This window comes from Pseudomonas sp. WS 5021, from assembly GCF_012985535.1.
Classification (GTDB): domain Bacteria; phylum Pseudomonadota; class Gammaproteobacteria; order Pseudomonadales; family Pseudomonadaceae; genus Aquipseudomonas.
Window position 1 is genome coordinate 756,569 of record NZ_JAAQWP010000002.1, and the last position, 24,380, is coordinate 780,948.

Here is a 24,380-nt window from a genome sequence, read left to right on the forward strand (position 1 = left end):
AGCGCCCGTGAATCCTGTTTCCCTCATTCTCCTGGCCCTGGCCATGTCCACCGACGCCTTTGCCGCCGCGATCGGCAAAGGCTCCAGCCTGCACAAACCACGCCTGTCGGAAGCGCTGCGTACCGGTTTGATTTTCGGCGTCATCGAAGCCATTACCCCGATTATCGGCTGGCTGATCGGCCAGGCCGCCACGCGCTGGGTGGCAGACTGGGACCACTGGATCGCCTTCACCTTGCTGGTGGTACTGGGCCTGCACATGATTTACAACGGCCTCAAGCACGAAGACGAGGCCGAAGAGAAAAGCGCCCAGCACTCCTTCCTGGTCCTTGCCGTCACCGCATTTGCCACCAGCATCGATGCCCTCGCGGTGGGCGTCGGGCTGGCGTTTGTCGATGTGAACATCTGGGTGGCCGCTGCCGCCATCGGGCTGGCGACCATGACCATGGTCACCATTGGTGTGATGCTCGGCCGGGTCCTCGGCACGATGTTCGGCAAACGCGCAGAGATCGTGGGCGGGGTCGTGCTGATGATAGTGGGTGCGACGATTTTGTATGAGCACCTGTCGGTCTAATCCTCCATCTATCCTATAGAAAGGGACCGACTGCCCCTTTCTATAGGTGACTTATAACAACTAGCCAACACTAAAATTACACTTTGGCAATATGAGCCACTTCAAACATCTTTTTCACATTTGCACATTCATGAGTCGTTAAAGTCAGCGCCATACAGACTCTTGAATACGTGTAACTCTCTCGATGACAGCCCCTGCGTCCCACAACACCTGCGCGCGACTACCTTGTTATTTAACAGTTGGAGTACTTGCCACCGGCGCTCACTACCTAACACTTTTGTTATTGTCGTTGGCGCTACCGGCATTAATAGCGACTTTACTGGGTGGACTAATCGGCACCGCCGTAAGTTACCAAGGTAACAAACGCTGGACGTTCACAACCTCCCGCCCACCCGATACTTATCAATGGTTGCGCTTTTGCATCACGGCCCTCGCCTATAACGCGGCAAACCTGGGGCTGATGGCCTTGCTGCTGGCTCTCTGGCCCCGGCACCTATGGCTGATGCAAGGGCTGACCACCCTCGCCCTGACGTTGCTCACATACCGAATCAATCAGCACTGGAGCTTTCGCCATGAACCCATCAAGACCTGAGCGCCCTCTGCGCCCGCTGCTCAGTGTGGTTGTCTGCTGTTATAACGAAGCCAAGGTACTGCCACTCTTTCATAAACGATTAATGGCTGTACTGGATACATTAACCATTCGCCATGAAGTGTTGTATGTAAATGACGGCAGTCGCGATGAAACACTGGCGCTGCTGGCGGGTTATTGCCGGGTACCCGGGGTTCGCTGCCTGAACCTGAGCCGCAACTTCGGCAAGGAAGCGGCGATGGTCGCCGGTATTGATTATGCCGGTGGCAATGGGTTGTTATTTATTGACGCAGACCTGCAAGACCCACCCGAACTTATTCCATTAATGGTTCATCATTGGTTGACTGGCAGCGATATCGTCAATATGCAGCGCCGCACTCGACTGTCTGATACGTCAAGCAAACGGATCAGTGCCCATCTCTACTACAAACTGATGAACTTCCTGGCCGACAAGTTTGATGTGCCTGCCGACGTCAGCGACTTCCGTCTGATTGGCCCTGCCCCCCTGGCAGCGCTGCGATGCATGCCCGAGCGCACACGGTTCATGAAGGGCCTGATCAGTTGGCTGGGGTTCAATACTATCGAGCTGCCCTACGACCGTGAACCACGCAGCGCCGGCCTCAGCAAATGGGGGCCGCTGGCGCTGATCGACCTGGGTATCGAAGGTGTGTTGGCCCTCTCGCGCAAGCCGTTACGCTGGTTCAGCCTGCTCAGCCTGGTGATTTTCATCGCGACCCTGGTCCTGATCATCTATCAGGTGAGCGTCAACACCTTCAGTTCCCATCACGTGATCATGGGCATCGCCGCGTTCATCGCCCTGGGCATTGCGATGATCGGCGAATACCTGGGCGCCACGTTGAGCGAGGTCAGGCAGCGTCCCATCTACCTGCTCGACAGGCTGCTCGGCGAAACCCCCGAACGCCCGGAACACACCTGCCCCACACACCCTCGCGAACAAGAAAACCGCTGATGACTATGACGACCCGTACGCTATGGCTGCTATTGATCGCCATTTTGGGCCTGCGCCTGGCAAGCCTGGGGCTCTACCCGCTGATGGACACCTCAGAGGCCCGCTATGCAGAAATGGCGCGCAAGATGCTGGTACTCGGTAACTGGGTAACCCCGCTGTTCGAGGTGGATGTGCCGTTTTGGGGCAAGCCGCCGCTGTCGTTCTGGAGCCAGGCGCTGGCCATGCAGTGGCTGGGCATCAATGAATTCGCGATTCGTGTTCCGGCGTGGCTGTTTCATGTGGCCAGTTGCCTGATCATCATTCGTTTTGCCCGTGAGCAAGCGGATGAAAAAACCGCCGTTCTGGCGGCGATTATCTTTTCCAGCTCGACCCTCGGCCTGCTGTCAGCGGGGGTGGTGCTGACTGATCCGGCACTGAGTTTCTCGGTCCTGCTGGCCACCTACGGCTTTTGGCGCGGCGTGGCACAAGGCGACCGGCGGTGGGCGCTGGCAGGATTCGCCGGCCTGGGTCTTGGCCTGTTGGCGAAGGGGCCATTGGCAGTGGTCTTGGTCGCCATTCCCGCGTTCGCCTGGACCGTTGGTTATCGCCAGTGGCGCGCTTTTTTGCGCTTGCCCTGGCTCACCGGCGTTTTGCTGATGCTGCTGATCGCCGTGCCCTGGTACCTGCTTGCCGAACAACGCACCCCCGGCTTTCTTGATTACTTCCTCGTGGGCGAGCATTGGAAGCGCTATGTCGTCAGCGATTGGGCCGGCGACTTGTACGGCAGTGCCCATGCCCGGCCAATCGGTGCTATCTGGCTGGATCTGCTGCTGGCGTTTTTCCCGTGGACCCTGCTGCTACCCGCGCTCTACATTGGCTTTCGCCGCTCGGTGCTGTCGGGACGCTACTACGCGTTCATCACCCTGTGGGCCCTGGCAACCCCGGCCTTTTTCACGTTCTCCGGCAATATCCTGTGGACTTACCTGTTGCCGGCCCTACCGGCCTGGAGCCTGTTACTGGCAGGCGCGCTCAATCAGGCGCGCTGGAGCACCGGGAAAATAGTCACCGGACTGATGCTGGCGCTGCTCTTGCCTGTGTGGCTGCCGATTGCCGCAATCGATGGCCGTGCCTTTGATCGGCCCAACAACCAGCGCGACCTCGCCTACGCCTGGCAGCAACTGCAAGCCAGCGCGCCGGGAAGCCTTTACTACTGGGGCCGCCGCTCCTATTCGGGAGAGTTCTACACAAAGGGCCAGGCGCGCCAGATCGACGACTTGAGCAGCCTGCCCGATGACCGGACGTTCTACATCGCCCGCCGCGAACGTGACCTCAAGCGCGGTCTCCAGGAGTTGCAGCCGTTGAACTGCGTCGAACAACTGCGGGCCAGCCAGAGTGTGTTGTTTAAGTGCGGTACAGGATCTGTAAATGCCATACAAAATGTACCAAGCAGTTAATTAGCTTGCTATCATTACTCCCCTGGACCATCACCCTCGGGTTTTTCGACATGAAACACACACCCCGCGCCGCTGGCGCCTCTCGATTCCTGTTGCTGGGCTTGGGCGTAATCATCGCCCTGCTCGGCGTGGCGTTGGCCGTCGGCGGCGCAAAACTGCTGAGCCTGGGCGGCTCCGGCTACTTCCTGATCGGCGGCGTGGCCATGGCCATTTCCGGCCTGTTGATTGCCAAGCGCAAACGAGCAGGTGCCTGGTTGTTCGCCGCATTTTTGCTTGGCACTGCCGTGTGGGCTGTGGTGGATGTAGGCCTGGTGTTCTGGCCACTGTTTTCGCGGTTGTTCATGTTCGCCGCCATTGGTCTTGCGGTGGCGCTGGCCTATCCGTTGCTGGCACCGGGCACCCGCCGTGGCGCCTTCAGCGTGGCGGGCGTGCTGGCGCTGGCATTGGCCGTGGCGGCGGGCAATATGTTTGTCGCCCACCCCAGTGTCGCGCCCAACGGTAAGGGCCCGGGCTTGACCCCCGTGACCCCGGCAGATGCGCAGAAGGACTGGGCGCACTACGGCAACACCGAAGGCGGCAGCCGTTTTGCAGCGCTGGACCAGATCAATCGCACCAACGTCGACAAGCTTAAAGTGGCCTGGACCTATCACACCGGTGATGTGGCCATCAGCGACGGCAATGGCGCCGAAGATCAACTCACACCCTTGCAGATCGGCAACAAGGTGTTTATCTGCACGCCCCATAACAACCTGATCGCGCTGGATGCCGACACCGGCAAAGAGCTGTGGAAGAACACCATCAACGCCCAGTCGGCGGTGTGGCAGCGCTGCCGTGGCATGGCCTATTTCGATGCCACCGCACCCATCGCCCAGCCAACCCAGGCCAACAGCTCGCCGATCATTGCCGCCAGCGTGCCGGCCGGTGCGCAGTGCCAGCGGCGCCTGCTGACCAATACCATCGATGCTCGATTGATTGCAGTGGATGCCGATACCGGCGAGTTCTGCGAGGACTTTGGCAACCACGGCCAAGTGGATTTGAAAGCCGGCCTGGGCAATGTGCCGGACAGCTATTACCAGTTGTCCTCCGCGCCATTGATCGCCGGCACCACCGTAGTGGTTGGCGGGCGCGTCGCCGATAACGTCCAGACCGATATGCCGGGCGGCGTGATCCGTGGTTTTGATGTGATCAGCGGGCAGATGCGCTGGGCATTCGACCCGGGCAACCCTGAAGACAAGCAGGCCCCCGCAGCCGGCAGCACCTATGTGCGCAGCACCCCCAACAGCTGGGCGCCGATGTCCTATGACCCGCTGATGAACACGGTATTCCTGCCGATGGGCAGTTCCTCCACCGATATCTATGGTGTGGAGCGCACCCAGCTCAATCACAAGTACGGCGCCTCGGTGCTGGCACTGGACGCTTCCACCGGTGCCGAAAAGTGGGTGTACCAGACCGTCCACAATGACCTCTGGGACTTCGACTTGCCGATGCAACCGAGCCTGATCGACTTCCCCCAGACCGACGGCAAGACCGTACCCGCCGTGGTGATCGGCACCAAGGCCGGGCAGATCTATGTTCTCGACCGCGCTACCGGCAAGCCGTTGACCGAGGTACAAGAGGTGCCGGTCAAGGCTGCGGACATTCCCAATGAACCGTACTCGCCCACCCAGCCAAGGTCCGTGGGCATGCCACAGATCGGCGCGCAGACCCTGGGCGAAGCGGACATGTGGGGCGCAACCCCCTATGACCAGTTGCTGTGCCGCATCGACTTCAAGAGCATGCGCTACGACGGCCTGTACACCGCACCGGGCACCGATAAATCACTGAGCTTCCCCGGCTCCCTGGGCGGAATGAACTGGGGCAGTATCTCCACCGACCCGGTGCATGGTTTTATCTTCGTCAACGACATGCGCCTGGGCCTGTGGATCCAGATGATCCCCTCGCAAAACAAGGCCCAGGCCTCCTCCGGTGGCGAGGCGTTGAACACCGGCATGGGCGCGGTGCCGCTCAAGGGCACGCCTTACGCGGTGAACAAAAACCGCTTCCTGTCGGTGGCCGGCATTCCGTGCCAGGCGCCACCGTTCGGCACTCTCACCGCCATCGACATGAAGACCCAGCAGATTGCCTGGCAAGTACCGGTCGGCACCGTTGAAGACACCGGCCCGCTGGGTATACGCATGCACCTGCCGATCAAGGTTGGCCTGCCGACCTTGGGCGGCACTCTGTCGACCCAAGGCGGCCTGGTGTTTATCGCCGGCACCCAGGACTTCTACCTGCGCGCCTTCAACAGCGCCAATGGCGAAGAAGCCTGGAAAGCCCGCCTGCCCGTGGGTAGCCAGGGTGGGCCGATGACCTATGTGTCGCCAAAAACCGGCAAACAGTATGTGGTCATCACCGCGGGCGGCGCGCGCCAATCCACCGACCGTGGCGACTACGTGATCGCCTACGCCCTGCCTTGAGCCCCGCGCGGCGCTGATGCGCCACCATTTGAATGTGGGAGCCGGGCTGCACGGCTCCCACAGGTATCGTGATTTTTCCAGGAAGACCCCGCATGTCCCCCGCGTTTAATACTCTGTCTCTGCGCCTGCTCGCCAGCCTGCTGCTGGGCGCCACGCTGCCCGCCTACGGCAGCCCCCTCACCGGCGACTGGGGTGGCCTGCGCCATCAGCTCGACGAGCAAGGCATCAAGTTCACCGGCGACTACAGCGGCGAAACCGCCTATAACGCCAATGGCGGCCAGCATCGTTCGGCGCGCTACTCGCAAAACATCAAGCTTGGCGTGCAACTGGACCTGGGCAAATTGTATGGCCTGCACAACGGCGACAAGATCCAACTGACGATCAACGACCGGCGTGGCAACAGCGCCTCCGAAGACCTGGTGGGCAACCGCCTGCCGATCCAGGAAAACTACGGCGGGCTCTACACCCGTCTGACCGAACTGAGTTATGAGCGCACCCTGTTCACGCCCGCCCTGAACCTCAAGCTCGGCTACATGGCCATGGGCAACGACCTGGGCGGCCTCGACAGCGGGATCCTGTGCAACTTCATGAACGCCGGTTTCTGCGGGCACCCCCTGAACATGTCCGGCGGCAGCGGTTGGACCAACTACCCCAACGCTCACCTGGGCGCACGGGTGAAGTATGACTTCTCGCCGGCCTGGCAATTACGCGTGGCGGCGTTCAATGTCGACCCGCAAAGCAACGGCAACTCCAGCCGCGCCTGGCACCTGGGGCCCAAGCACACGACCGGCACCGTGGTGCCCATCGAGCTGGTCTACAGGCACGCCAGCGATCTGCCCGGCGAATACAAGCTTGGCTACTACTACGACAGCTCCAACGTGCAGCGCATCGGCAGCGCCAAGTACGTCAGCGGGCGCGGCGGCCATTATCTGCTGGTCGACCAGGCCCTGTGGAACTCCCAGGCCTCAGAGGGCCGGACCTTGCATGCGTTCGGCCAATACTCGGCCGCCAGCAAGGCGGCCTCGCCGTTCAGTCGCTGGTATGGCGCCGGCCTGGTGCTGTACAGGCCGTTCGCCAGCCGACCACGGGACACCGTAGCCCTGGGGTACGGCCGCGCCGTACCCAACCCGCGCAGCCGCGATGTGCTGCAGCAGGCCGCCCAAGCCCAAGACAGTGCCTTGCCAAACCTTGACAGTGCCGAACAGTTGCTCGAACTGAGCTACGGCTACCAGGCCACGCCCTGGCTGACCCTGCGCCCGGATGTGCAATACATCATTGAGCCAGGGGCGTTCGCCGCAAAGAAGATCGACAATGCGCTGATACTGGGGCTGCAGGTGAAGGCGACGTTCTGAAGTGCTGACTTCCAGGCAGTCGGATTTGACCTTCGTCGCGTCCGGGCTTTCGGTGGCGGCACTCAGTCAAAAATGAGTGCCTGGTTTCGGTTACCCTGCACGGCGCGCACAGCCCCCCGTGACAAGGACACCCCGTGACCCGAGAACAACTTGAGCAGAACCAGATCCCCGTCTACCTTGTCGCCGTCATCGGCGCCGCGCTCGGTGGCCTGCTCGCCCCGCAGGCCGCAGCGGGGCTTGGCGCCCTGGTAACCCCGGCAATCGCCGTGCTGATGTACGCCATGTTCCTGCAGATCCCGTTTCTGCAACTGCGCCAGGGGCTGGCCAATAAACGCTTTATGGCGGCGCTGCTGATCGCCAACTTCGTGTTGATCCCGCTGCTGGTCTGGGGCTTGACCCGTGGTTTGAACGAGCGCCCGGCCATCCTGATCGGCGCGTTGCTGGTGCTGCTGACGCCGTGCATCGACTACGTGGTGGTGTTTACCCACATTGGCAAAGGCGACGCGCGGCTGACGCTGGCCGCCACCCCGGTGTTGCTGTTGCTGCAACTGGCCCTGCTGCCGTTGTACCTGGCGCTGATACCTTCCGGTGACGCAGCGGTGGCGATTTCTATCGGCCCGTTTGTCGAGGCCTTTTTGCTGCTGATCGTGGCGCCACTGCTGCTGGCGGTGCTGACCTGCGCGGGCGCCCGGCACTCGCGCCTGCTCGAGCGCTGGAACGATGGCTGGGCATGGATGCCGGTGCCGGCCATGGCGGCGGTGCTGATCGTGGTGATTGGCTCGCAGATCGCGTTTGTCGCGCAGCAGATCGAGCAGTTGTTGCCGGTGGTGCCGGTTTACTTAGGCTTTATGCTGTTGGCGCCAGTGGTCGGGGCACTCACGGCGTGGGCCTTTCGCTTGCCGGCAAGCACCGCGCGCGCGGTCACGTTCAGCAGCGCGACCCGCAACTCACTGGTGGTCTTGCCGCTGGCGCTGGCCCTGCCGGAAGATATCCGCGCCCTGGCCGCCGCCGCCGTCATCACCCAGACCTTGATCGAGTTGGTGTTCGAGCTGGTCTATATCCGGGTGATCCCGGCCCTGGTCTGGCGCAGCCGCTAGGGTTGCGCCCGTGTCGCGTGCCAGCACACCAGCGAGCCCGCGGTCACCAGCACCGCACCCTGCCAGAACTGCGGAGTGAGGTGAGCGCCCAGCCATAGCGCTGCAAAGGCCGACGACAGCACCGGCGCGCCATAGGACGCGGTCGCCAGCAAGGTCAGGTTGCCGCGCAGGATACCGATATTCCACAGTGCATAGCCGCCCGCCATGGCGATGCCCGTGGCGAGCAATTCCAGGCTGCTCCCCAAGGTAAAAGCCGGCAGCACTTGGGCACTGAAGGCGAATTTTGCCCATAGCAGCGCCGCCGTCAGGATGAAAAACAACACCACCAGGTTCTGCCCGCCGGCGTAGCGCCGCGTGACGTTGCAATACAAGGCAAAGGTGATCGCACAGCCCAGGGCCAGGCTGTAGCTCAGGGGGTTGGATTGCACATTGGCGACGATGGTTGCCAATGCCAGGCCATCGCCACTGACCACCCACAGGATGCCAAACAGCGCCAGCGCCGAGCCTGGCACGATAATCCAGCGCGCTCGCTGGCCATTCATGACGATTGCCAACAACACCGTCAGACACGGCCAGAGGTAGTTCACCACCCCCAGCTCAATCGCCTGGTTGCGGTTGCTGGCAAAACCCAGGGCCAGGGACAGGCAGACCTCGTAGGCCACGAACAACCCGCTGCCCATGATCAGGTAGCGCCAGGACGTGGCGCGCAGGCGCGGCCGTCCCAGCCAGGCCAGCAGCAGTATCGCGCCTACCGTGTAGATCAGCGCCGCGCCCCCCAAGGGCCCGAACAGTTCACTGACACTGCGGATCAAACCGGCGGCGGTGCTCCATAAAACAATCGCGACCAAACCACACACCGTCGCGGCCCGCTCCCCCCTGATCTGCATGGATGCCTCTCTGAGAATGTCCACAGCCACAGCACCTGCGGCACAAAGGCCGCAACGGTACACGCTGGGGTATTGCTTGTCTCCTTGTGGGAACCACAACCAAGCAATCTCATTGAGAGCAGAAATCATGACCACGCCACACATCAACTGTAGGAGCTGGCTTGCCTGCGATGGCGGTGGGTCAGCCGCCACATCCTTACTTGACCTACCGCCATCGCGGGCAAGCCCGCTCCCACAGTAGGAACTCAGCGAGCAGAAAAATGTGGCCATACCACAATTCAAATGTAGGAGCGGGCTTGCCCGCGATGGTGGTGGGTCAGCCGCCAAAAATAGTGACTGAACAGCCGCCATCGCGGGCAAGCCCGCTCCCACAGGGGGATCACTTCAAGGCAAGGCTGTTTGATTGGTTGCAGTTCGCGCAACAGTGTCTTGTCATCAACGGGATTGATAGCACCCTAACGAAAGCCCCATGCTAGAGGGCTTGGCTGGCGCTTATATCATTCCGAATGATAGTTACCTTTGTTTCATTCGATTCGTGAGATAGCACACTGCCGAGCATGATCCGCCCATCTCAAATACATTGGCGGATGCACCTCATGGAACAGTCACTCAAACATTTGCGCTATCCCCTGGCCCTTTTGGCCGTGCTGGTGATGAGCGCATGCGGCAAGGCCCCCGAGCAAGCGGCCGCCATGCCCGCCAGCAAAGTCAGCGTTGCCAAGGTCCTGGAACAACCGGTCAATGAATGGGACGAGTTCACCGGCCGCCTCGAAGCCCCGGAAACCGTACAGATCCGCCCGCGTGTATCAGGCCAGATCGACCAGGTCGCCTTCACCGAAGGCGCGCTGGTAAAAAAAGGCGACCTGCTGTTCCAGATCGACCCGCGTCCATTCCAGGCTGAAGTGCGCCGCCTGGAAGCCCAGCTTCAACAGACCAAAGCCGCTGCTTCGCGCAGTGACAATGAAGCCCAGCGTGGCGAGCGCCTGCGCCAGAGCAATGCGATTTCTGCCGAGTTGGCCGACTCGCGTACCACCGCCGCCCAGGAAGCCCGTGCTGCCATGGCCGGAATTCAGGCGCAACTGGACCTGGCCCGCCTGAACCTGAGTTTCACCCGTGTCACCTCGCCCATCAGTGGCCGTGTCAGCCGCGCCGCGATCACCGCCGGCAACCTGGTCACCGCCGATGTCACCGAGCTGACCAGCGTGGTCTCCACCGACAAGGTCTACGCCTACTTCGACGCTGACGAGCGCGTGTACCTCAAGTACACCGAGCTGGCGCGCCAAGGCCGTCGCGGCGCCACCACCCCGGTGTACCTGGGCCTGTCCAATGAAGACGGCAACCCGCACCTGGGCCAGATGAACTTTGTCGACAACCAGGTCAACCCCGCCACCGGCACCATCCGTGGGCGCGCGGTGTTCGACAACAGCGACGGGCGTTTCACCCCCGGCCTGTATGCGCGCCTCAAGTTGGTCGGCAGCGGCACCTACTCCGCCGTGCTGATCACCGACGAAGCCGTGGGCACTGACCTTGGCAAGAAGTTTGTGCTGGTGATGGACGCCGACAACAAGTCCGCCTACCGCGCCGTGGAACTGGGGCCGAAGATCGAAGGCTTGCGCATCGTGCGCAGCGGCCTGAGCAAGGACGACACCATCATCGTCAAGGGCTTGCAGCGGGTGCGCCCGGGTTCGCCGGTTGCCCCAGAAACCATCCCGATGGCCAGCCAGGCAACCCTCGCCGCCCTGGCCCAACAACGACAAGCGCTTGAAGCCAGCAACCTGGAGCAAGTGGCGCCGGATAAAACCGCGCCCAAGCTCGCCAGTGTCGCGACTCCACGCGGTTAAGGGACTACACACCAGATGAATTTTTCCAAGTTCTTCATATCGCGGCCGATCTTCGCAGCGGTGCTATCGCTGCTGATCCTGATCGCCGGCGCAATCTCGCTGTTCCAACTGCCGATCAGCGAATACCCGGAAGTGGTACCGCCGACCGTGGTGGTGCGCGCCAACTTCCCCGGCGCCAACCCCAAGGTCATCGGTGAAACCGTGGCCTCGCCGCTGGAACAGGCGATCACCGGCGTCGAGAACATGCTCTATATGTCCTCGCAGTCGACCGCCGACGGCAAGCTCACCCTGACCATCACCTTCGCCCTGGGCACCGACCTGGATAACGCGCAGGTGCAGGTGCAAAACCGTGTGACGCGCACTCAGCCCAAACTGCCTGAGGAAGTGACACGCATTGGTATCACCGTGGACAAGGCCTCCCCCGACCTGACCATGGTCGTGCACTTGACCTCCCCGGACCAGCGCTACGACATGCTGTACCTGTCCAACTACGCGATCCTCAACATCAAGGATGAGTTGGCGCGGCTGGGCGGCGTGGGTGATGTGCAGTTGTTCGGCATGGGCGATTACTCGCTGCGGGTGTGGCTGGATCCGAACAAGACCGCCTCGCGCAACCTGACCGCCACCGATGTGGTAACCGCGATTCGCGAACAGAACCGCCAGGTGGCCGCCGGTGCCCTGGGCGCGCAACCTGCGCCCAACGACACCAGCTTCCAGTTGTCGGTCAATACCCAGGGCCGCCTGGTCACCGAGGAAGAGTTCGAAAACATCGTGATTCGCGCCGGCGACAACGGTGAGATCACGCGCCTCAAGGACATCGCCCGCGTTGAGCTGGGCTCCAGCCAATATGCCCTGCGCTCGCTGATCGACAATCAGCCGGCGGTGGCGATTCCGATCTTCCAGCGGCCGGGCTCCAACGCCATCGACATCTCCAATGATGTGCGCAGCAAAATGGCCGAGCTGAAAAAGAGCTTCCCCGAAGGCATGGATTACCGCATCGCCTACGACCCGACCGTGTTTGTGCGCGGCTCGATCGAGGCGGTGGTGCACACCTTGTTCGAGGCGTTGATCCTGGTAGTGCTGGTGGTGATCCTGTTCCTGCAGACCTGGCGTGCGTCGATCATCCCCCTGGTCGCAGTGCCGGTGTCGCTGATCGGCACCTTTGCGGTGATGCACTTGTTCGGCTTTTCCCTCAATGCGCTGTCGCTGTTCGGCCTGGTGTTGGCCATCGGGATCGTGGTGGACGACGCCATCGTGGTGGTGGAGAACGTCGAACGTAACATCGAGTTGGGCCTGGAGCCCTTCCCGGCCACGGAAAAAGCCATGAGCGAAGTGACCGGGCCGATCATTGCCACGGCGCTGGTGCTGTGTGCGGTGTTTATCCCGGCCGCCTTTATCAGCGGCTTGACCGGGCAGTTCTATAAGCAGTTTGCCTTGACCATCGCCATCTCGACCGTGATCTCGGCATTCAACTCCCTGACCCTGTCGCCGGCCCTTGCCGCAGTCTTGCTGCGCAGCCATGACGCGCCAAAAGACCGGTTCTCCAGGTTCCTCGACAAGCTCTTCGGTGGCTGGCTGTTCCGCCCGTTCAACCGCTTCTTTGAAAAGGCCAGCCATGGCTACGTCGGCACCGTACGCCGGGTGATCCGTGGCACCGGTATCGCGCTGTTCGTGTATGGCGGCCTGATGGTGCTGACCTTCTTCGGGTTTGCCCACACGCCCACCGGTTTCGTACCGGCCCAGGACAAGCAATACCTGGTGGCCTTCGCCCAACTGCCGGACGCCGCGAGCCTAGACCGCACCGAAAACGTGATCAAGCGCATGTCTGACATCGCCTTGAAACAGCCCGGCGTCGAAAGCGCCATCGCCTTCCCGGGCCTGTCGATCAATGGGTTCACCAACAGCCCCAACAGCGGCATCGTGTTCGTGACCTTGAAACCGTTCGGCGAGCGTAAGGACCCCAGCATGTCCGCCGGGGCGATTGCCGGGGCGCTGAACGGCAAGTACGCCGACATCCAGGAAGCCTACATGGCGATCTTCCCACCGCCGCCGGTACAGGGCCTGGGCACCATCGGTGGGTTCCGCCTGCAAGTCGAAGACCGCGGCAACCTGGGCTATGAAGAGCTGTACAAAGAAGTGCAGAACGTCATCGCCAAGAGCCACAACGTGCCGGAACTGTTCGGCCTGTTCACCAGCTACACGGTCAACGTGCCCCAGGTCGATGCTGCTATCGACCGGGAAAAGGCCAAGACCCACGGCGTGGCGATCAGCGACATCTTCGACACCCTGCAAATCTACCTGGGCTCGTTGTATGCCAACGACTTCAACCGCTTTGGCCGTACCTATCAGGTCAACGTGCAGGCTGAACAGCAGTTCCGCCTGGACCAGGACCAGATCGGCCAGTTGAAAGTGCGCAACAACAAGGGCGAGATGATCCCGCTGGCGACCTTCATCAAGGTCAGCGACACCTCGGGGCCGGACCGTGTGATGCACTACAACGGCTTTATCACCGCCGAGATCAACGGCAACGCCGCCCCCGGCTACAGCTCGGGCCAGGCGGAGGCGGCGATCGAGAAACTGCTCAAAGAAGAACTGCCCAACGGCATGACCTACGAGTGGACTGACCTGACGTATCAGCAAATCCTCTCGGGCAATACCGCGCTGTTCGTGTTCCCGCTCTGCGTACTGCTGGCGTTCCTGGTACTGGCCGCCCAATACGAAAGCTGGAGCTTGCCACTGGCAGTGATCCTGATCGTACCGATGACCCTGCTGTCGGCCATCACCGGGGTGATTCTGTCCGGTGGCGACAACAACATCTTTACCCAGATCGGCTTGATCGTACTGGTGGGCCTGGCCTGTAAGAACGCGATCCTGATCGTCGAATTCGCCAAGGATAAGCAGGAAGAAGGCCTCGACCCGCTGGCCGCGGTGCTGGAAGCCTGCCGCCTGCGTCTGCGGCCGATCCTGATGACCTCGTTCGCTTTCATCATGGGCGTGGTGCCCCTGGTGTTCTCCAGCGGCGCCGGTGCCGAGATGCGTCATGCCATGGGTGTGGCGGTGTTCTCCGGGATGATCGGGGTGACCTTCTTCGGCCTGTTGCTGACGCCGGTGTTCTACGTGTTGATCCGCCGCTATGTGGAGCGCAGCCAAGCGCGCAAAGCGGCCAAGGCCTTGCAGCTGGAGACACAGCAATGAATGTGAAAGTGTTCCTGCCGAGCCTGTTGGTATTGGCGCTCGCCGCCTGCGCCGTGGGCCCGGACTATAAAACCCAGCAACTGGAGGCGGCCAACATCACGGCCGCCGCCGATGCCAAGCAATACGACCACGCCAAGTTCGAAGGTATCTGGTGGCAGCAATTCGAAGACCCGATCCTCAACCAGTTGGTCAGCCAATCGTTGAGCGGCAACCGGGACCTGCGGGTCGCGTTTGCCCGCCTGCGGGCCGCCCGGGCGATTCGCGATGACGCCAGCAATGACGCGATGCCGACCATCACCAGCCGCGCCAGCAGCGACTTGGCCAAGGGCCAGATCCCTGGCCAGACCACACGCCGGGTCAATAGCGAGCGCTATGACCTGGGCCTGGACATGGCCTGGGAGCTGGACCTGTTTGGCCGCATCCAGCGCAATCTCGAAGCCAGCGACGCCGACCAGCAAGCCGCCGAAGCCGACCTCTACCAACTGCAAGTCAGCCTGATTGCCGAACTGGTAGACGCCTACGGCCAACTGCGCGGTGCGCAACTACGGGAAAAAATCGCCCTGGCCAACCTGAAGAACCAGCAGGACTCGCGCACCATCACCGAAAGCCTGCGCGATGCCGGCGTCGGCGACCAACTGGACGTGGTACGTGCCGATGCACGCCTGGCAGCGGTCGAAGCCAGCGTGCCGCAATTGCAGGCCGAGCAAGTGCGCGAGCGCAATCGCATCGCCACCCTCCTCGGCCAGCGCCCGGACAAACTCAGCGTGGACCTGAGCCCGGCCAACCTGCCGGCAATTGCCAAGGCCTTGCCGATTGGCGACCCGGGGCAACTGCTGCAACGGCGCCCGGACATTCTCAGTGCCGAACGCAAACTGGCCGCCGCCACGGCACGTATCGGCGTGGCCAAGGCCGACTTGTTTCCACGGGTCAGCCTCAGTGGTTTCCTTGGGTTTACCGCTGGCCGTGGCTCGCAGATCGGCTCCTCCGCCGCCAACGCCTGGGCCCTGGGCCCGAGCATCACCTGGGCCGCCTTTGACCTGGGCAGCGTACGCGCCCGCCTGCGCGGCGCCGATGCCGAAGCCGACGGCGCCCTGGCCACCTACGAGCAGCAAGTATTGCTAGCGTTGGAAGAGTCAGAGAATGCCTTCAGCGACTACGGCAAGCGCCAGCAGCGCCTGGTCTCACTGATCCGCCAGAGCGAATCCAGCCGTGCCGCGGCCGACCTGGCCGAAATCCGCTACCGCGAAGGCACTGCCGACTTCCTCGTACTGCTCGACGCCCAACGTGAACGCCTGCTGGCCGAAGACGCCCAAGCCCTGGCCGAAGTGGACCTGTATCGCGGCATCGTGGCGATCTACAAGGCATTGGGGGGTGGCTGGCAGCCGGAGACCGTGGTCGCCAGCGCAAAGTGATGTAAAGAGCTCCTTTGGTTGGTCGCATCCAGCCAATTTTTAGCCCCGTGGTCCATTCGGTCACGGGGCTTTTTTTTGCCTGTTAGGGCCCCGCCAGACACGTCGCTCAAGGTCGCTAAGATCAAAGGTGGGAGCTGTCTCGCTCTGCGAGGCTGCGATAGCGGTGGGTCAGGCGATACAAAGACTGGCTGTGCCACCAGTATCGCAGCCTCGCAGAGCGAGACAGCTCCTACAAGGTTCAGTTTCGCCGATCTGACTCAGTTGGCTTCAGTGAGAATCAAGCTGCGGTAATGCCCGGGATTGGAGCCCGACCATTTGCGAAAGGCCTTGTAGAACGAACTCACATCGGCGAAACCCAGGCGGCTGGCGATCTCGGCGAAGCTGATATCAGCCTCGGCCAGCCACACAACCGCCAGTTCCTTGCGCACGCTGTCCTTCAGGCCCTGGTAGGTTTGCCCTTCTTCCGCCAGGCGCCGGCGCAGGGTCGAGGCGGACATGCACAACTCCTGGGCCAGGCTTTCGGTTTCCGGCCACTGTTGGGCCGGGCGTCGGCGCAGGTCATGCTTGATGCGCATCGCCAGGCTGTCGGGGTCGCGGTATTTGACCAGGATGTTGGCCGGCGCCTGGGCCAGGAAGCGCTTGAGTTCCTCGGGGCTGCGCTTGACCGGCAGGTCGAGGCAGTCGGCAGAAAAGATCATGCGTGTACGCGTGCGATCAAAGCGCAGGTTGTCGGAGAACATCACCTGGTAGTCGTCGCAGAAGTCCGGTTGCGGGCAGCGCAATTCAATGGCCAGGATCGGGATGCGTCGCCCGGCCAGCCAGCAGGCGACGCCGTGGACGATCATCCAGTAGCAAAAATAGGTGAACGCCCGTCGCGGTTCGGGTTCGGGCTCCAGCAAGACGATTTCCGCCAGGCTTTGCTGGCGCACCAATTGCGCGGGCAGGTGCTCGAGCATCAACGACAGGAAGCCCAGGCCGGTTTCCAGGGCCTCGCCCAGGGTAGGCTGGGCCATGGACGCGCGACACAGGAACCCCAGGCTGCCGGACTTGAGCTTGCGCGGGTCCATGCCAAAAAACTCATCATCCCGACGCCGCGCCAGCAAGCGCCAGAGCCGCGCGTACGCCAGCGCCGGGACGCGGGCGGCAGGCTGCTCCAGCAAGGCAGGCTCGATCCCGACCTTGTTCAGGGCCTCCCGCGTCGCCGCACCGGGGGCGCAACTCTGCAACAGGGCTTCACGAACCAGGTGGATGGAGATTGTGTCTTTTTCCGACATGGGCCAGGGCTCAATCTTGTAGGTCGGCCATTGTAGGAGCGTGTGGGCTTGATAAGGAACACATACCCCACGCTGCAACGACTTAGGCGGCTGTTCAGGCCGTGTTCAGAAAACGTCAAGATCCGCTGTTTAGTAATGAGTATCATTATGTTACAACTTAGCACCCTAACTAATTACGTTGCGGTGCCCGATGCTCGTCCCCTTTCTCATCATGCTGCGCGAAGGCATTGAAGCCGCATTGATCGTCGGCATCATCGCCAGCTACCTGCAACAGACCGGCCGTGGCCAATGGATGCCGGCGGTGTGGATCGGCGTATTTCTGGCAGCCGCCCTGGCCCTGCTGGTCGGCGGTGGGCTGGAGTTGGTCAGCGCCGAGTTCCCGCAAAAGCAGCAAGAACTGTTCGAAGGCATTGTCGGCCTGGTGGCCGTGGGCATTCTCAGTTCCATGGTGTTCTGGATGCGCAAGGTCGCGCGCTCGATCAAGCATTCCCTGCACCAATCCCTGGATCATGCCCTGGCCGGCTCACGCAACCAGGTGATTGCGCTGATTGCCATGGTGTTTTTCGCCGTAGCCCGCGAAGGCCTGGAAACGGTGTTCTTCCTGCTGGCAGTGTTCCAGCAGAGCGAAGGCCCGGCCGCGCCCATCGGCGCCCTGCTCGGCCTGGTGCTGGCGATTGTCGTGGGATTCTTGATCTACAGCGGCAGCATGCGCCTGAACCTTGGTGCGTTCTTTCGCTGGACCGGGCTGTTCATCCTGGTGGTAGCCGCCGGCATCCTCGCCAACTCGGTGCAGGCCCTGCATGAAGCCGGGGTGTGGAACCACTTGCAGACTGTACTGTTCGATTTCAGCGCGACGCTACCGATGGATGGCCCGCTAGGCTCGGTGCTGGCCGGCATGTTCGGCTATCAGGACGCGCCGACCGTCAGCACCCTGGGCGCCTACCTGATTTACCTGGTGCTGGCGCTGGTGATGTTCTTCATGCCCGCCGCGCCGGCCACCTCCTCTTCCGTTTCCAGCCAGTAAGGTCGTCCCTTGCCAAACCAAGCCCCTGCCTCGCCACCCCGCGCCTTGCGTTGGGCGGTCGCCGGTTCGGTGATCGTGATGATCGCCGCCGCCGGCCTGTTCTACTACGCCGCGCAATTGGCCGCAGCCAAGCGTCAGGTCAATCACAACGAAATCGCCGTGATCATCCACGCCCACGCCTGCGAACCCAACGCCCTGACCGTACCGGCGGGCCGTGCGAGTTTTCGCATCATCAACCGTTCGGATCGCGCGGTGGAGTGGGAAATCCTCGACGGCGTGCTGGTGGTCGAAGAGCGCGAAAACATTGCGCCGGGCTTGAGCCAGGTGATCAACGCCAACCTGCTGCCGGGCGACTACGCCATCACCTGCGGCCTGTTGAGCAACCCGCGCGGCACCCTGCACGTAACGCCGACCGCCGAGTCCGACGCCCAGGCCAAAGCCAAGCCGTCGATGGTGGCCTTTGTCGGCCCGCTGTCGGAGTTTCGCGTGTATCTGAACACCCAGGGTGGCGCCTTGATCAAGACCGTCAGCGCCCTCCAACAGGCGATTGCCGCCGGCGACCTGAGCCAAGCCCAGGCCCTGTACCTGCCGGCTCGCGAGGCTTACCAACGACTGGCCCCGGCCGCCCAGCGCCTGGCCGAGTTGGACAACGCGATCAATGCCCGCGCCGATTACTTCGAAAAACGCGAACAGGACCCGGCCTTCAGCGGCTTCCATCGCCTGGAGTACGGCCTGTTCGCGCAACACAGCCTCGACGGCCTGGCACCGATTGCCCAGCGCCTGCTGGCCGATGTCACCACCCTCAAGCAACAGCTACTCGCGCAGTCGCTGCCGCCCGAGCAACTGGTGAGCATCCTGGTGCGCAACCTCAACAGCCTGGCCGACGTGCGCGCCGCCAGTGGCGAAGAGGAGCGCTACAGCCACCTCGACCTCAATGGCTTTGCCGCCAACCTTACGGTGACGCGCAAAGTGGTGGACCTGATGCGGCCGCTGCTGGGCAAGTCCGCCGCCGACCTGTTGCCGGGGATCGATAGCGCGATCAACGCTTTCGCCGCGCAACTCGACGGCCTACAGGTCGATGGCCACTACCCCACCTATGACAGCGTTACCGCCGATCAGCGCCAGCAGATCGCCGACAAGGCCAAGGCTCTGGCCGCCGCACTCGATGGAATCGACCCAGCCCTTGGCCTCTCCGGCCTTAAGTGAAGACGACCAAATAGATGAGTGATTCAGAACAGTTCAACGCCCAGCGCCGCCGTGTGTTGCTGGGCATGGCCGCCACCGGCGCGGCAATTGCCGGCAGCAGCCTCAGTTGCCCGGCGATGGCGGCCGGCGCGGCCCAGGTCACCGCTGCCCCCAGCAGCGAAAAAACCCAGGACCACCATGCCTTCCACGGCAAGCACCAGAGCGGTATCGTCACCCCGCGCCCGGCCTGCGGCATGCTGGTGGCGTTCGATGTATTGGCCAGCGACCGCGAGGACCTGGAGCGGCTGTTTCGCACGCTCAACGAGCGCATCAGCTTTTTGATGACCGGTGGCAGCGTGCCGCAAGTCGACCCGAAACTGCCGCCCACCGACTCCGGGATCCTCGGCCCGGTGGTCACCCCGGATAACCTGACGATTACCGTGTCGGTGGGCGCGTCGTTGTTCGACGAGCGTTTCGGCCTGGCCGACGCCAAGCCCAAGCGCCTGACCCGCATGGTCGGCTTCCCCAACGATGCCCTGGAACCGGCGCAGTGCCACGGCGACCTGAGCCTGCAGTTGAGTTCCAACACCCCCGATACCAATATCCACGCCCTGCGCGATATCGTGAAAAACCTGCCGGACCTGCTGCTGGTGCGCTGGAAACAGGAAGGCAGCGTACCGCCCCAGGCCCCTGCCCGCGCCGGGCAGCCGGCACAGAGTGCGCGCAACTTCCTGGGCTTTCGCGATGGCTCGGCCAACCCGGACTCCAACGACGCCAAGGCCATGGACCAACTGGTCTGGGTCCAGCCCGGCAGTGACGAGCCCGCCTGGGCCGCCCATGGCAGCTACCAGGCGGTGCGGATCATCCGCAACTTCGTCGAACGCTGGGACCGCACGCCCTTGCAGGAACAGCAGAGCATCATCGGCCGGATCAAGACCAGCGGCGCGCCCATGGACGGTCACAGCGAAGCCCAGGTGCCCGACTACAGCAAGGACCCAGAAGGCAAACTGACCAAGCTCGATGCGCATATCCGCCTGGCCAACCCGCGCACGGCGTCGACTCAGGCCAACCTGATCCTGCGCCGGCCGTTCAACTACTCCAATGGCGTCAACAAGAACGGCCAGCTGGACATGGGTCTGTTGTTTATCTGCTACCAGGCAGACCTGGAGAAAGGCTTCATTACCGTGCAAACCCGGCTCAATGGCGAGCCTCTGGAGGAGTACCTCAAGCCGGTGGGCGGCGGCTACTTCTTCACGCTGCCGGGGGTCACCGGGCCCAAGGACTTTATCGGCCGCACCTTGCTGCACACCACTGCCAACACCTAACCCCCTCCCCACAGCGGAAACCGTCCCATGAAAAAGTCGTCTCTTGCGTTGTTGTTGACCCTTTCTCCGCTCGCAGCCTTTGCCGCGACGGCGCCCCTGGACCTGGTGGGTCCGGTGTCGGACTACAAGATTTATGTCACCGACAAGATTGATGAACTGGTGACCCAGACCCAGGCCTTTACCGACGCGGTGAAAAAAGGCGACCTGGCCACCGCGAAAAAACTCTATGCGCCGACCCGTGTGCACTATGAGTCCATCGAGCCGATCGCCGAGCTGTTCAGCGACCTCGATGCCTCGATCGACTCACGGGTCGACGATCACGAAAAAGGCGTGAAGGCCGAGGATTTCACCGGTTTCCACCGTATTGAATACAGCCTGTTCGCCGAGAACAGCACCCAGGGCCTGGGCGCCCTTGCCGATGGCTTGAACAAGGACGTCAAAGACCTGCAAACCCGCGTTGCCGGCCTGACTTTCCCGCCGGAAAAAGTCGTCGGCGGCGCTGCCGCGTTGCTCGAAGAAGTGGCCGCCACCAAGATCTCCGGCGAAGAGGACCGCTACAGCCACACCGACCTGTATGACTTCCAGGGCAACATTGACGGGGCGAAGAAGATCGTCGACCTGTTCCGTGGGCAGATCGAACAGCAGGACAAGGCGTTTTTGGCCAAGGTCGACAAGAACTTCGCCACGGTGGACACCATCCTGGCCAAATACAAGACGGCCGATGGCGGTTTTGAAACCTATGACAAGGTCAAGGAAAACGACCGCAAGGCCCTGGTCGGCCCGGTCAATACCCTGGCCGAAGACCTGTCGACCCTGCGGGGCAAGCTGGGGTTGAACTGATACCTCGACGGTAGCGGCTCTGAGCCTGACACACCGCCATCGCGGGCAAGCCCGCTCCCACAGGGGGGCTCAGCGAGCAGAAAATATTCGCCACACCGCCAATCAAATGTGGGAGCTGGCTTGCCTGCGATGGCGGAGTGTCAGTCACCGAAGAGGGTGACTGAACCACCGCCATCACAAGCATCCCCACTCCCAAAGCTGTAGATCCCTATCATCTAGGTTAATCGCGCTGTGCGTTTAACCGTCTTACCTATAACGTTCCATTGATCCCACTCACGGAAGATTCCCCATGCCCGATTCAGCCACTAGCATTGATGCCGCCTTGCCCACCTCTGTGTCGTTCAACCTGCGTCCCCTACTGATCGCCAACATGGCCTGCACCATGGCGATGATGGCGTTTGTCTCGCTGATTGGCCCCATCGCCCGGGTGCTGGGGCTAGCGACGTGGCAGGCGGGGGCGGCGGTGACGGTGTCCGGGGTGATCTGGATGTTGCTGGCGCGGCCTTGGGGCCAGGCCAGTGATCGCCTGGGGCGCCGGCGCGTGCTGCTGCTGGGCACGGGCGGTTTCACCCTGGCGTACTGGGCGCTGTGCCTGTTTATCGACGCTTCCCTGCAATTACTGCCCTCGGCCATGCTGGCGTTTATCGGGCTGGTGCTCGGGCGCGGGTTGATCGGGGTGTTCTACGCCGCAATCCCGGTGGGCGGCTATGCGTTGATCGCCGACAATATCGAGCCGGCCCACCGCGCCAAGGCCATGGCCTCGCTGGGGGCGGCCAACGCCTGCGGCCTGGTGCTAGGGCCGGCGGTTGCCGCGCTGCTGGCCCGCTACAGCCTGAGCCTGCCGTTCTATGCCATGGCGCTGTTGCCGATGCTCGGCTTCCTGGTGTTGCTGGTGAAACTGCCGCGCCAGGAACTGCACCTCAAGCAACCACCCAAGGCCGTCAACCTCTCTGACCCACGCCTGCGCCGGCCCCTGGTGGTGGCCTTTGCCGCCATGCTCTGTGTGTCTATCGCCCAGATCACCGTGGGCTTTTTCGCCCTCGACCGCCTGAAAATGAACCCGGCCGATGCCGCACAAACCGCCGGGATTGCCCTGACGATGGTCGGCCTGGCCTTGATCTGCTCGCAATTGCTGGTGCGCAAGCTCGAATGGCCGCCATTGCGGATGATCCGCGTCGGCGCCACTGTTTCCGCCCTGGGCTTTGCCGGCAGTATGTTCGCCGATACCGCGTGGATCCTCTGGCTGTGTTTCTTCGTCTCGGCGGCCGGCATGGGCTGGATCTTCCCATCGTTCGCCGCACTGGCGGCCAACGCAGTGGAAGCCTCGGAACAAGGCGCTACTGCCGGGTCGGTGGGTGCCGCACAAGGCTTGGGCGTGGTGGTCGGGCCCCTGGCCGGGACTCTGATCTATGCCGTCGAGCCGCGGCTACCGTACCTGGTGGCCGCTGCCCTGCTGCTGCTCATAGCGATCTGGCCGGCACCGCGCCACTAGAGAATCCGATACAACAACCGCTCGACCCGTACCCGGCTGACCCGGCGCAAAAACTTGCCGACAGCCTCGGGGTAATCCACCAGCGTCTGCAACTGCTGGTAGCCCTGGATCCGCGTGGTGTGCTGGAAAATCTGCGCAAGCTCGCCACGCCGTGGTGCCATCCACTGGCCCTGGGGATCGTCGATCAGCAAGGCGTTTTCCAGGTCCAGGCGAAAGGCCCGGGGGTTGAGGTTGTTGCCGGTGAGCAAGGTATAGCGTTCGTCGACCCACATGCCCTTGAGGTGATAGGTGTTATCCCCGTCGCGCCACAGATGCAGGTTGAGCTGGCCGCTGTCGATCATGCGCTGGTGGCGCTTGGCAAAGCGGCGCAGGCTGATCTCGTAGAGATACGGCAGCGCGGCGATGATCCTGAAGGGTTCGCTGGGAGGGATGTAGAAGTCGTTGGCGGTCTTGTCGCCGACGATGATGTCGATCTTCACCCCCCGGGCCAGCGCGCGGTTGATTTCCCGGGTGACTGGCAGCGGCAGGTTGAAATACGGGGTGCAGATGGTCAACTGCTGCTGGGCGCTGGCGATCAGCTCGCAGATCACCCGGCTCAGCGGGTTGTTCTTGCCCACCCCCAGCAGCGGGCTGACCGACAACCCGCCAATGCCCGCCTGGCCGGCCGTGGTGTCATAGGTCGCGTGCTTGAGACGGCTGCGCAGGTCGCCGATGTCATTGCGCAGGCTGCGGGTACTGGGCAGGTTGGGCAGGTCCAGGCGGTGCACCGCCTTGGACGCCACCAGGCCGTGTTCCACCAGGTGTTGCAGGGAGTCGGCCAGGGGCTTGCTGTGGATCAGGTGATAACGGTCGAAGCGGTATTTGTCGAACTTGTGCAGGTACACATTGTTCAAGCTGGCGCCGCTGTACAGCACACTGTCGTCGATCACAAAACCCTTGAGGTGCAGCACGCCGAACAGCTCGCGGGTCTGCACCGGCACGCCGTACACCGGCACTTGCGTCGGGTGTGACTGGGTCATCGCCTGGTACCAGGCGCTGTTGCCCGGCTGCTTGCCCGCGCCGATCAGCCCGCGCTGGGCGCGCAGCCAGTCGACCATCACCACGATATCCAGCCCGGGCCGTGCGGCCTTGGCGGCATGCAGCGCGTCAAACACCTCCTGGCCCGCTTCGTCCTGTTGCAAGTACAGGGCGACGATGTAGATACGGTGCTGGGCCTGGGCGATTTTCTCCAACAGGCAGCGGCGAAACTCGGCAGCGCCAGACAGCACCTCGATCGCATCGGTGCTCAGGGGAAAACCGCGCAATTTGGGCAACAGGGAACGTTTGAATAACGACGGCATAGGGCTCGCAATGATCGAATCCGAAGAGCCCGAGAGCTTACACCATGGGGGTCCCCAGGTCTGCCCACGGGCCGCTGAAAATAATTGATTGACCAAG

The 24,380-nt window shown here is 62.4% G+C and carries 17 protein-coding genes; 14 read left to right on the top strand and 3 right to left on the bottom strand.

Features of this window, described 5'->3' with window-relative positions; translation table 11 throughout:
- The first annotated feature begins 7 nt into the window (after positions 1–7).
- From mntP to HBO19_RS09575, 6 genes are all read left to right on the top strand, one after another.
- Complete coding sequence (gene mntP, locus HBO19_RS09545; protein WP_170041471.1) at positions 8–571, top strand: manganese efflux pump MntP; 564 nt, start codon at positions 8–10, stop codon at positions 569–571.
- Positions 572–1,143: 572 nt separating this feature from the next.
- Positions 1,144–2,130, top strand: a complete 987-nt coding sequence (locus tag HBO19_RS09555) for a glycosyltransferase (protein ID WP_262381004.1) — start codon at positions 1,144–1,146, stop codon at positions 2,128–2,130.
- The gene (locus tag HBO19_RS09560; protein WP_262386247.1) at positions 2,130–3,563 is read left to right on the top strand and encodes a glycosyltransferase family 39 protein; all 1,434 of its coding nucleotides are present in this window, start codon (positions 2,130–2,132) and stop codon (positions 3,561–3,563) included. The genes HBO19_RS09555 and HBO19_RS09560 overlap by 1 nt, the downstream gene beginning before the upstream one ends.
- A gap of 50 nt (positions 3,564–3,613) precedes the next feature.
- Complete coding sequence (locus tag HBO19_RS09565; RefSeq protein ID WP_170057387.1) at positions 3,614–6,019, top strand: glucose/quinate/shikimate family membrane-bound PQQ-dependent dehydrogenase; 2,406 nt, start codon at positions 3,614–3,616, stop codon at positions 6,017–6,019.
- Between the two features lie 92 nt (positions 6,020–6,111).
- Positions 6,112–7,371 carry a carbohydrate porin gene (locus HBO19_RS09570; RefSeq protein ID WP_170057388.1) on the top strand — a complete coding sequence of 420 codons (1,260 nt, stop codon included), beginning with the start codon at positions 6,112–6,114 and terminating at the stop codon, positions 7,369–7,371.
- A 134-nt stretch (positions 7,372–7,505) separates the two neighbouring features.
- Positions 7,506–8,468: an arsenic resistance protein gene (locus HBO19_RS09575; RefSeq protein ID WP_169951439.1), complete on the top strand. Its 963-nt coding sequence runs from the start codon at positions 7,506–7,508 to the stop codon at positions 8,466–8,468.
- On the opposite strand, the gene yddG is transcribed toward HBO19_RS09575, so the two are convergent.
- Positions 8,465–9,355 (bottom strand): aromatic amino acid DMT transporter YddG, encoded by an 891-nt coding sequence (gene yddG, locus HBO19_RS09580; RefSeq protein ID WP_169951437.1) that lies wholly within the window; start codon positions 9,353–9,355, stop codon positions 8,465–8,467. The genes HBO19_RS09575 and yddG overlap by 4 nt on opposite strands.
- Before the next feature lie 596 nt (positions 9,356–9,951).
- Between yddG and mexE the strand changes: the two genes are divergently transcribed.
- Genes mexE through HBO19_RS09595 form a run of 3 tightly spaced genes read left to right on the top strand, consistent with a single transcriptional unit; the run spans position 9,952 to position 15,803 of the window.
- The gene (gene mexE / locus HBO19_RS09585; protein WP_170057389.1) at positions 9,952–11,196 is read left to right on the top strand and encodes a multidrug efflux RND transporter periplasmic adaptor subunit MexE; all 1,245 of its coding nucleotides are present in this window, start codon (positions 9,952–9,954) and stop codon (positions 11,194–11,196) included.
- 15 nt (positions 11,197–11,211) lie between these two features.
- Entirely contained in the window at positions 11,212–14,391 is a 3,180-nt protein-coding gene (locus HBO19_RS09590) for an efflux RND transporter permease subunit (protein WP_170041477.1), read from the top strand.
- Positions 14,388–15,803: a TolC family protein gene (locus tag HBO19_RS09595; protein WP_169951431.1), complete on the top strand. Its 1,416-nt coding sequence runs from the start codon at positions 14,388–14,390 to the stop codon at positions 15,801–15,803. The genes HBO19_RS09590 and HBO19_RS09595 overlap by 4 nt, the downstream gene beginning before the upstream one ends.
- Positions 15,804–16,060: 257 nt before the next feature.
- Here HBO19_RS09595 and HBO19_RS09600 read toward each other — a convergent pair whose 3' ends face one another.
- Positions 16,061–17,077, bottom strand: a complete 1,017-nt coding sequence (locus tag HBO19_RS09600; protein ID WP_170057390.1) for an AraC family transcriptional regulator — start codon at positions 17,075–17,077, stop codon at positions 16,061–16,063.
- Positions 17,078–17,267: 190 nt separating this feature from the next.
- Here HBO19_RS09600 and efeU point away from each other — a divergent pair, with 190 nt between their 5' ends.
- The 5 genes from efeU to HBO19_RS09625 all read left to right on the top strand — a co-directional run bounded on the left by efeU (position 17,268) and on the right by HBO19_RS09625 (position 22,943).
- The gene (efeU, locus tag HBO19_RS09605) at positions 17,268–18,101 is read left to right on the top strand and encodes an iron uptake transporter permease EfeU (RefSeq protein ID WP_170057391.1); all 834 of its coding nucleotides are present in this window, start codon (positions 17,268–17,270) and stop codon (positions 18,099–18,101) included.
- Positions 18,102–18,179: 78 nt separating this feature from the next.
- Positions 18,180–19,307, top strand: coding sequence for an iron uptake system protein EfeO (gene efeO / locus HBO19_RS09610; protein ID WP_170057435.1), 1,128 nt, complete (start codon positions 18,180–18,182; stop codon positions 19,305–19,307).
- Positions 19,308–19,321: 14 nt separating this feature from the next.
- A complete protein-coding gene (efeB, locus tag HBO19_RS09615; protein ID WP_170041481.1) occupies positions 19,322–20,611 on the top strand; it encodes an iron uptake transporter deferrochelatase/peroxidase subunit in 1,290 nt (429 codons plus the stop codon).
- Between the two features lie 27 nt (positions 20,612–20,638).
- Positions 20,639–21,451 (top strand): iron uptake system protein EfeO, encoded by an 813-nt coding sequence (gene efeO / locus HBO19_RS09620; protein WP_169951419.1) that lies wholly within the window; start codon positions 20,639–20,641, stop codon positions 21,449–21,451.
- 289 nt (positions 21,452–21,740) lie between these two features.
- Entirely contained in the window at positions 21,741–22,943 is a 1,203-nt protein-coding gene (locus tag HBO19_RS09625; RefSeq protein WP_170057392.1) for an MFS transporter, read from the top strand.
- Here HBO19_RS09625 and pssA read toward each other — a convergent pair.
- Positions 22,940–24,283, bottom strand: a complete 1,344-nt coding sequence (pssA, locus tag HBO19_RS09630) for a CDP-diacylglycerol--serine O-phosphatidyltransferase (RefSeq protein WP_170057393.1) — start codon at positions 24,281–24,283, stop codon at positions 22,940–22,942. The genes HBO19_RS09625 and pssA overlap by 4 nt on opposite strands.
- Between the last annotated feature and the right edge of the window lie 97 nt (positions 24,284–24,380).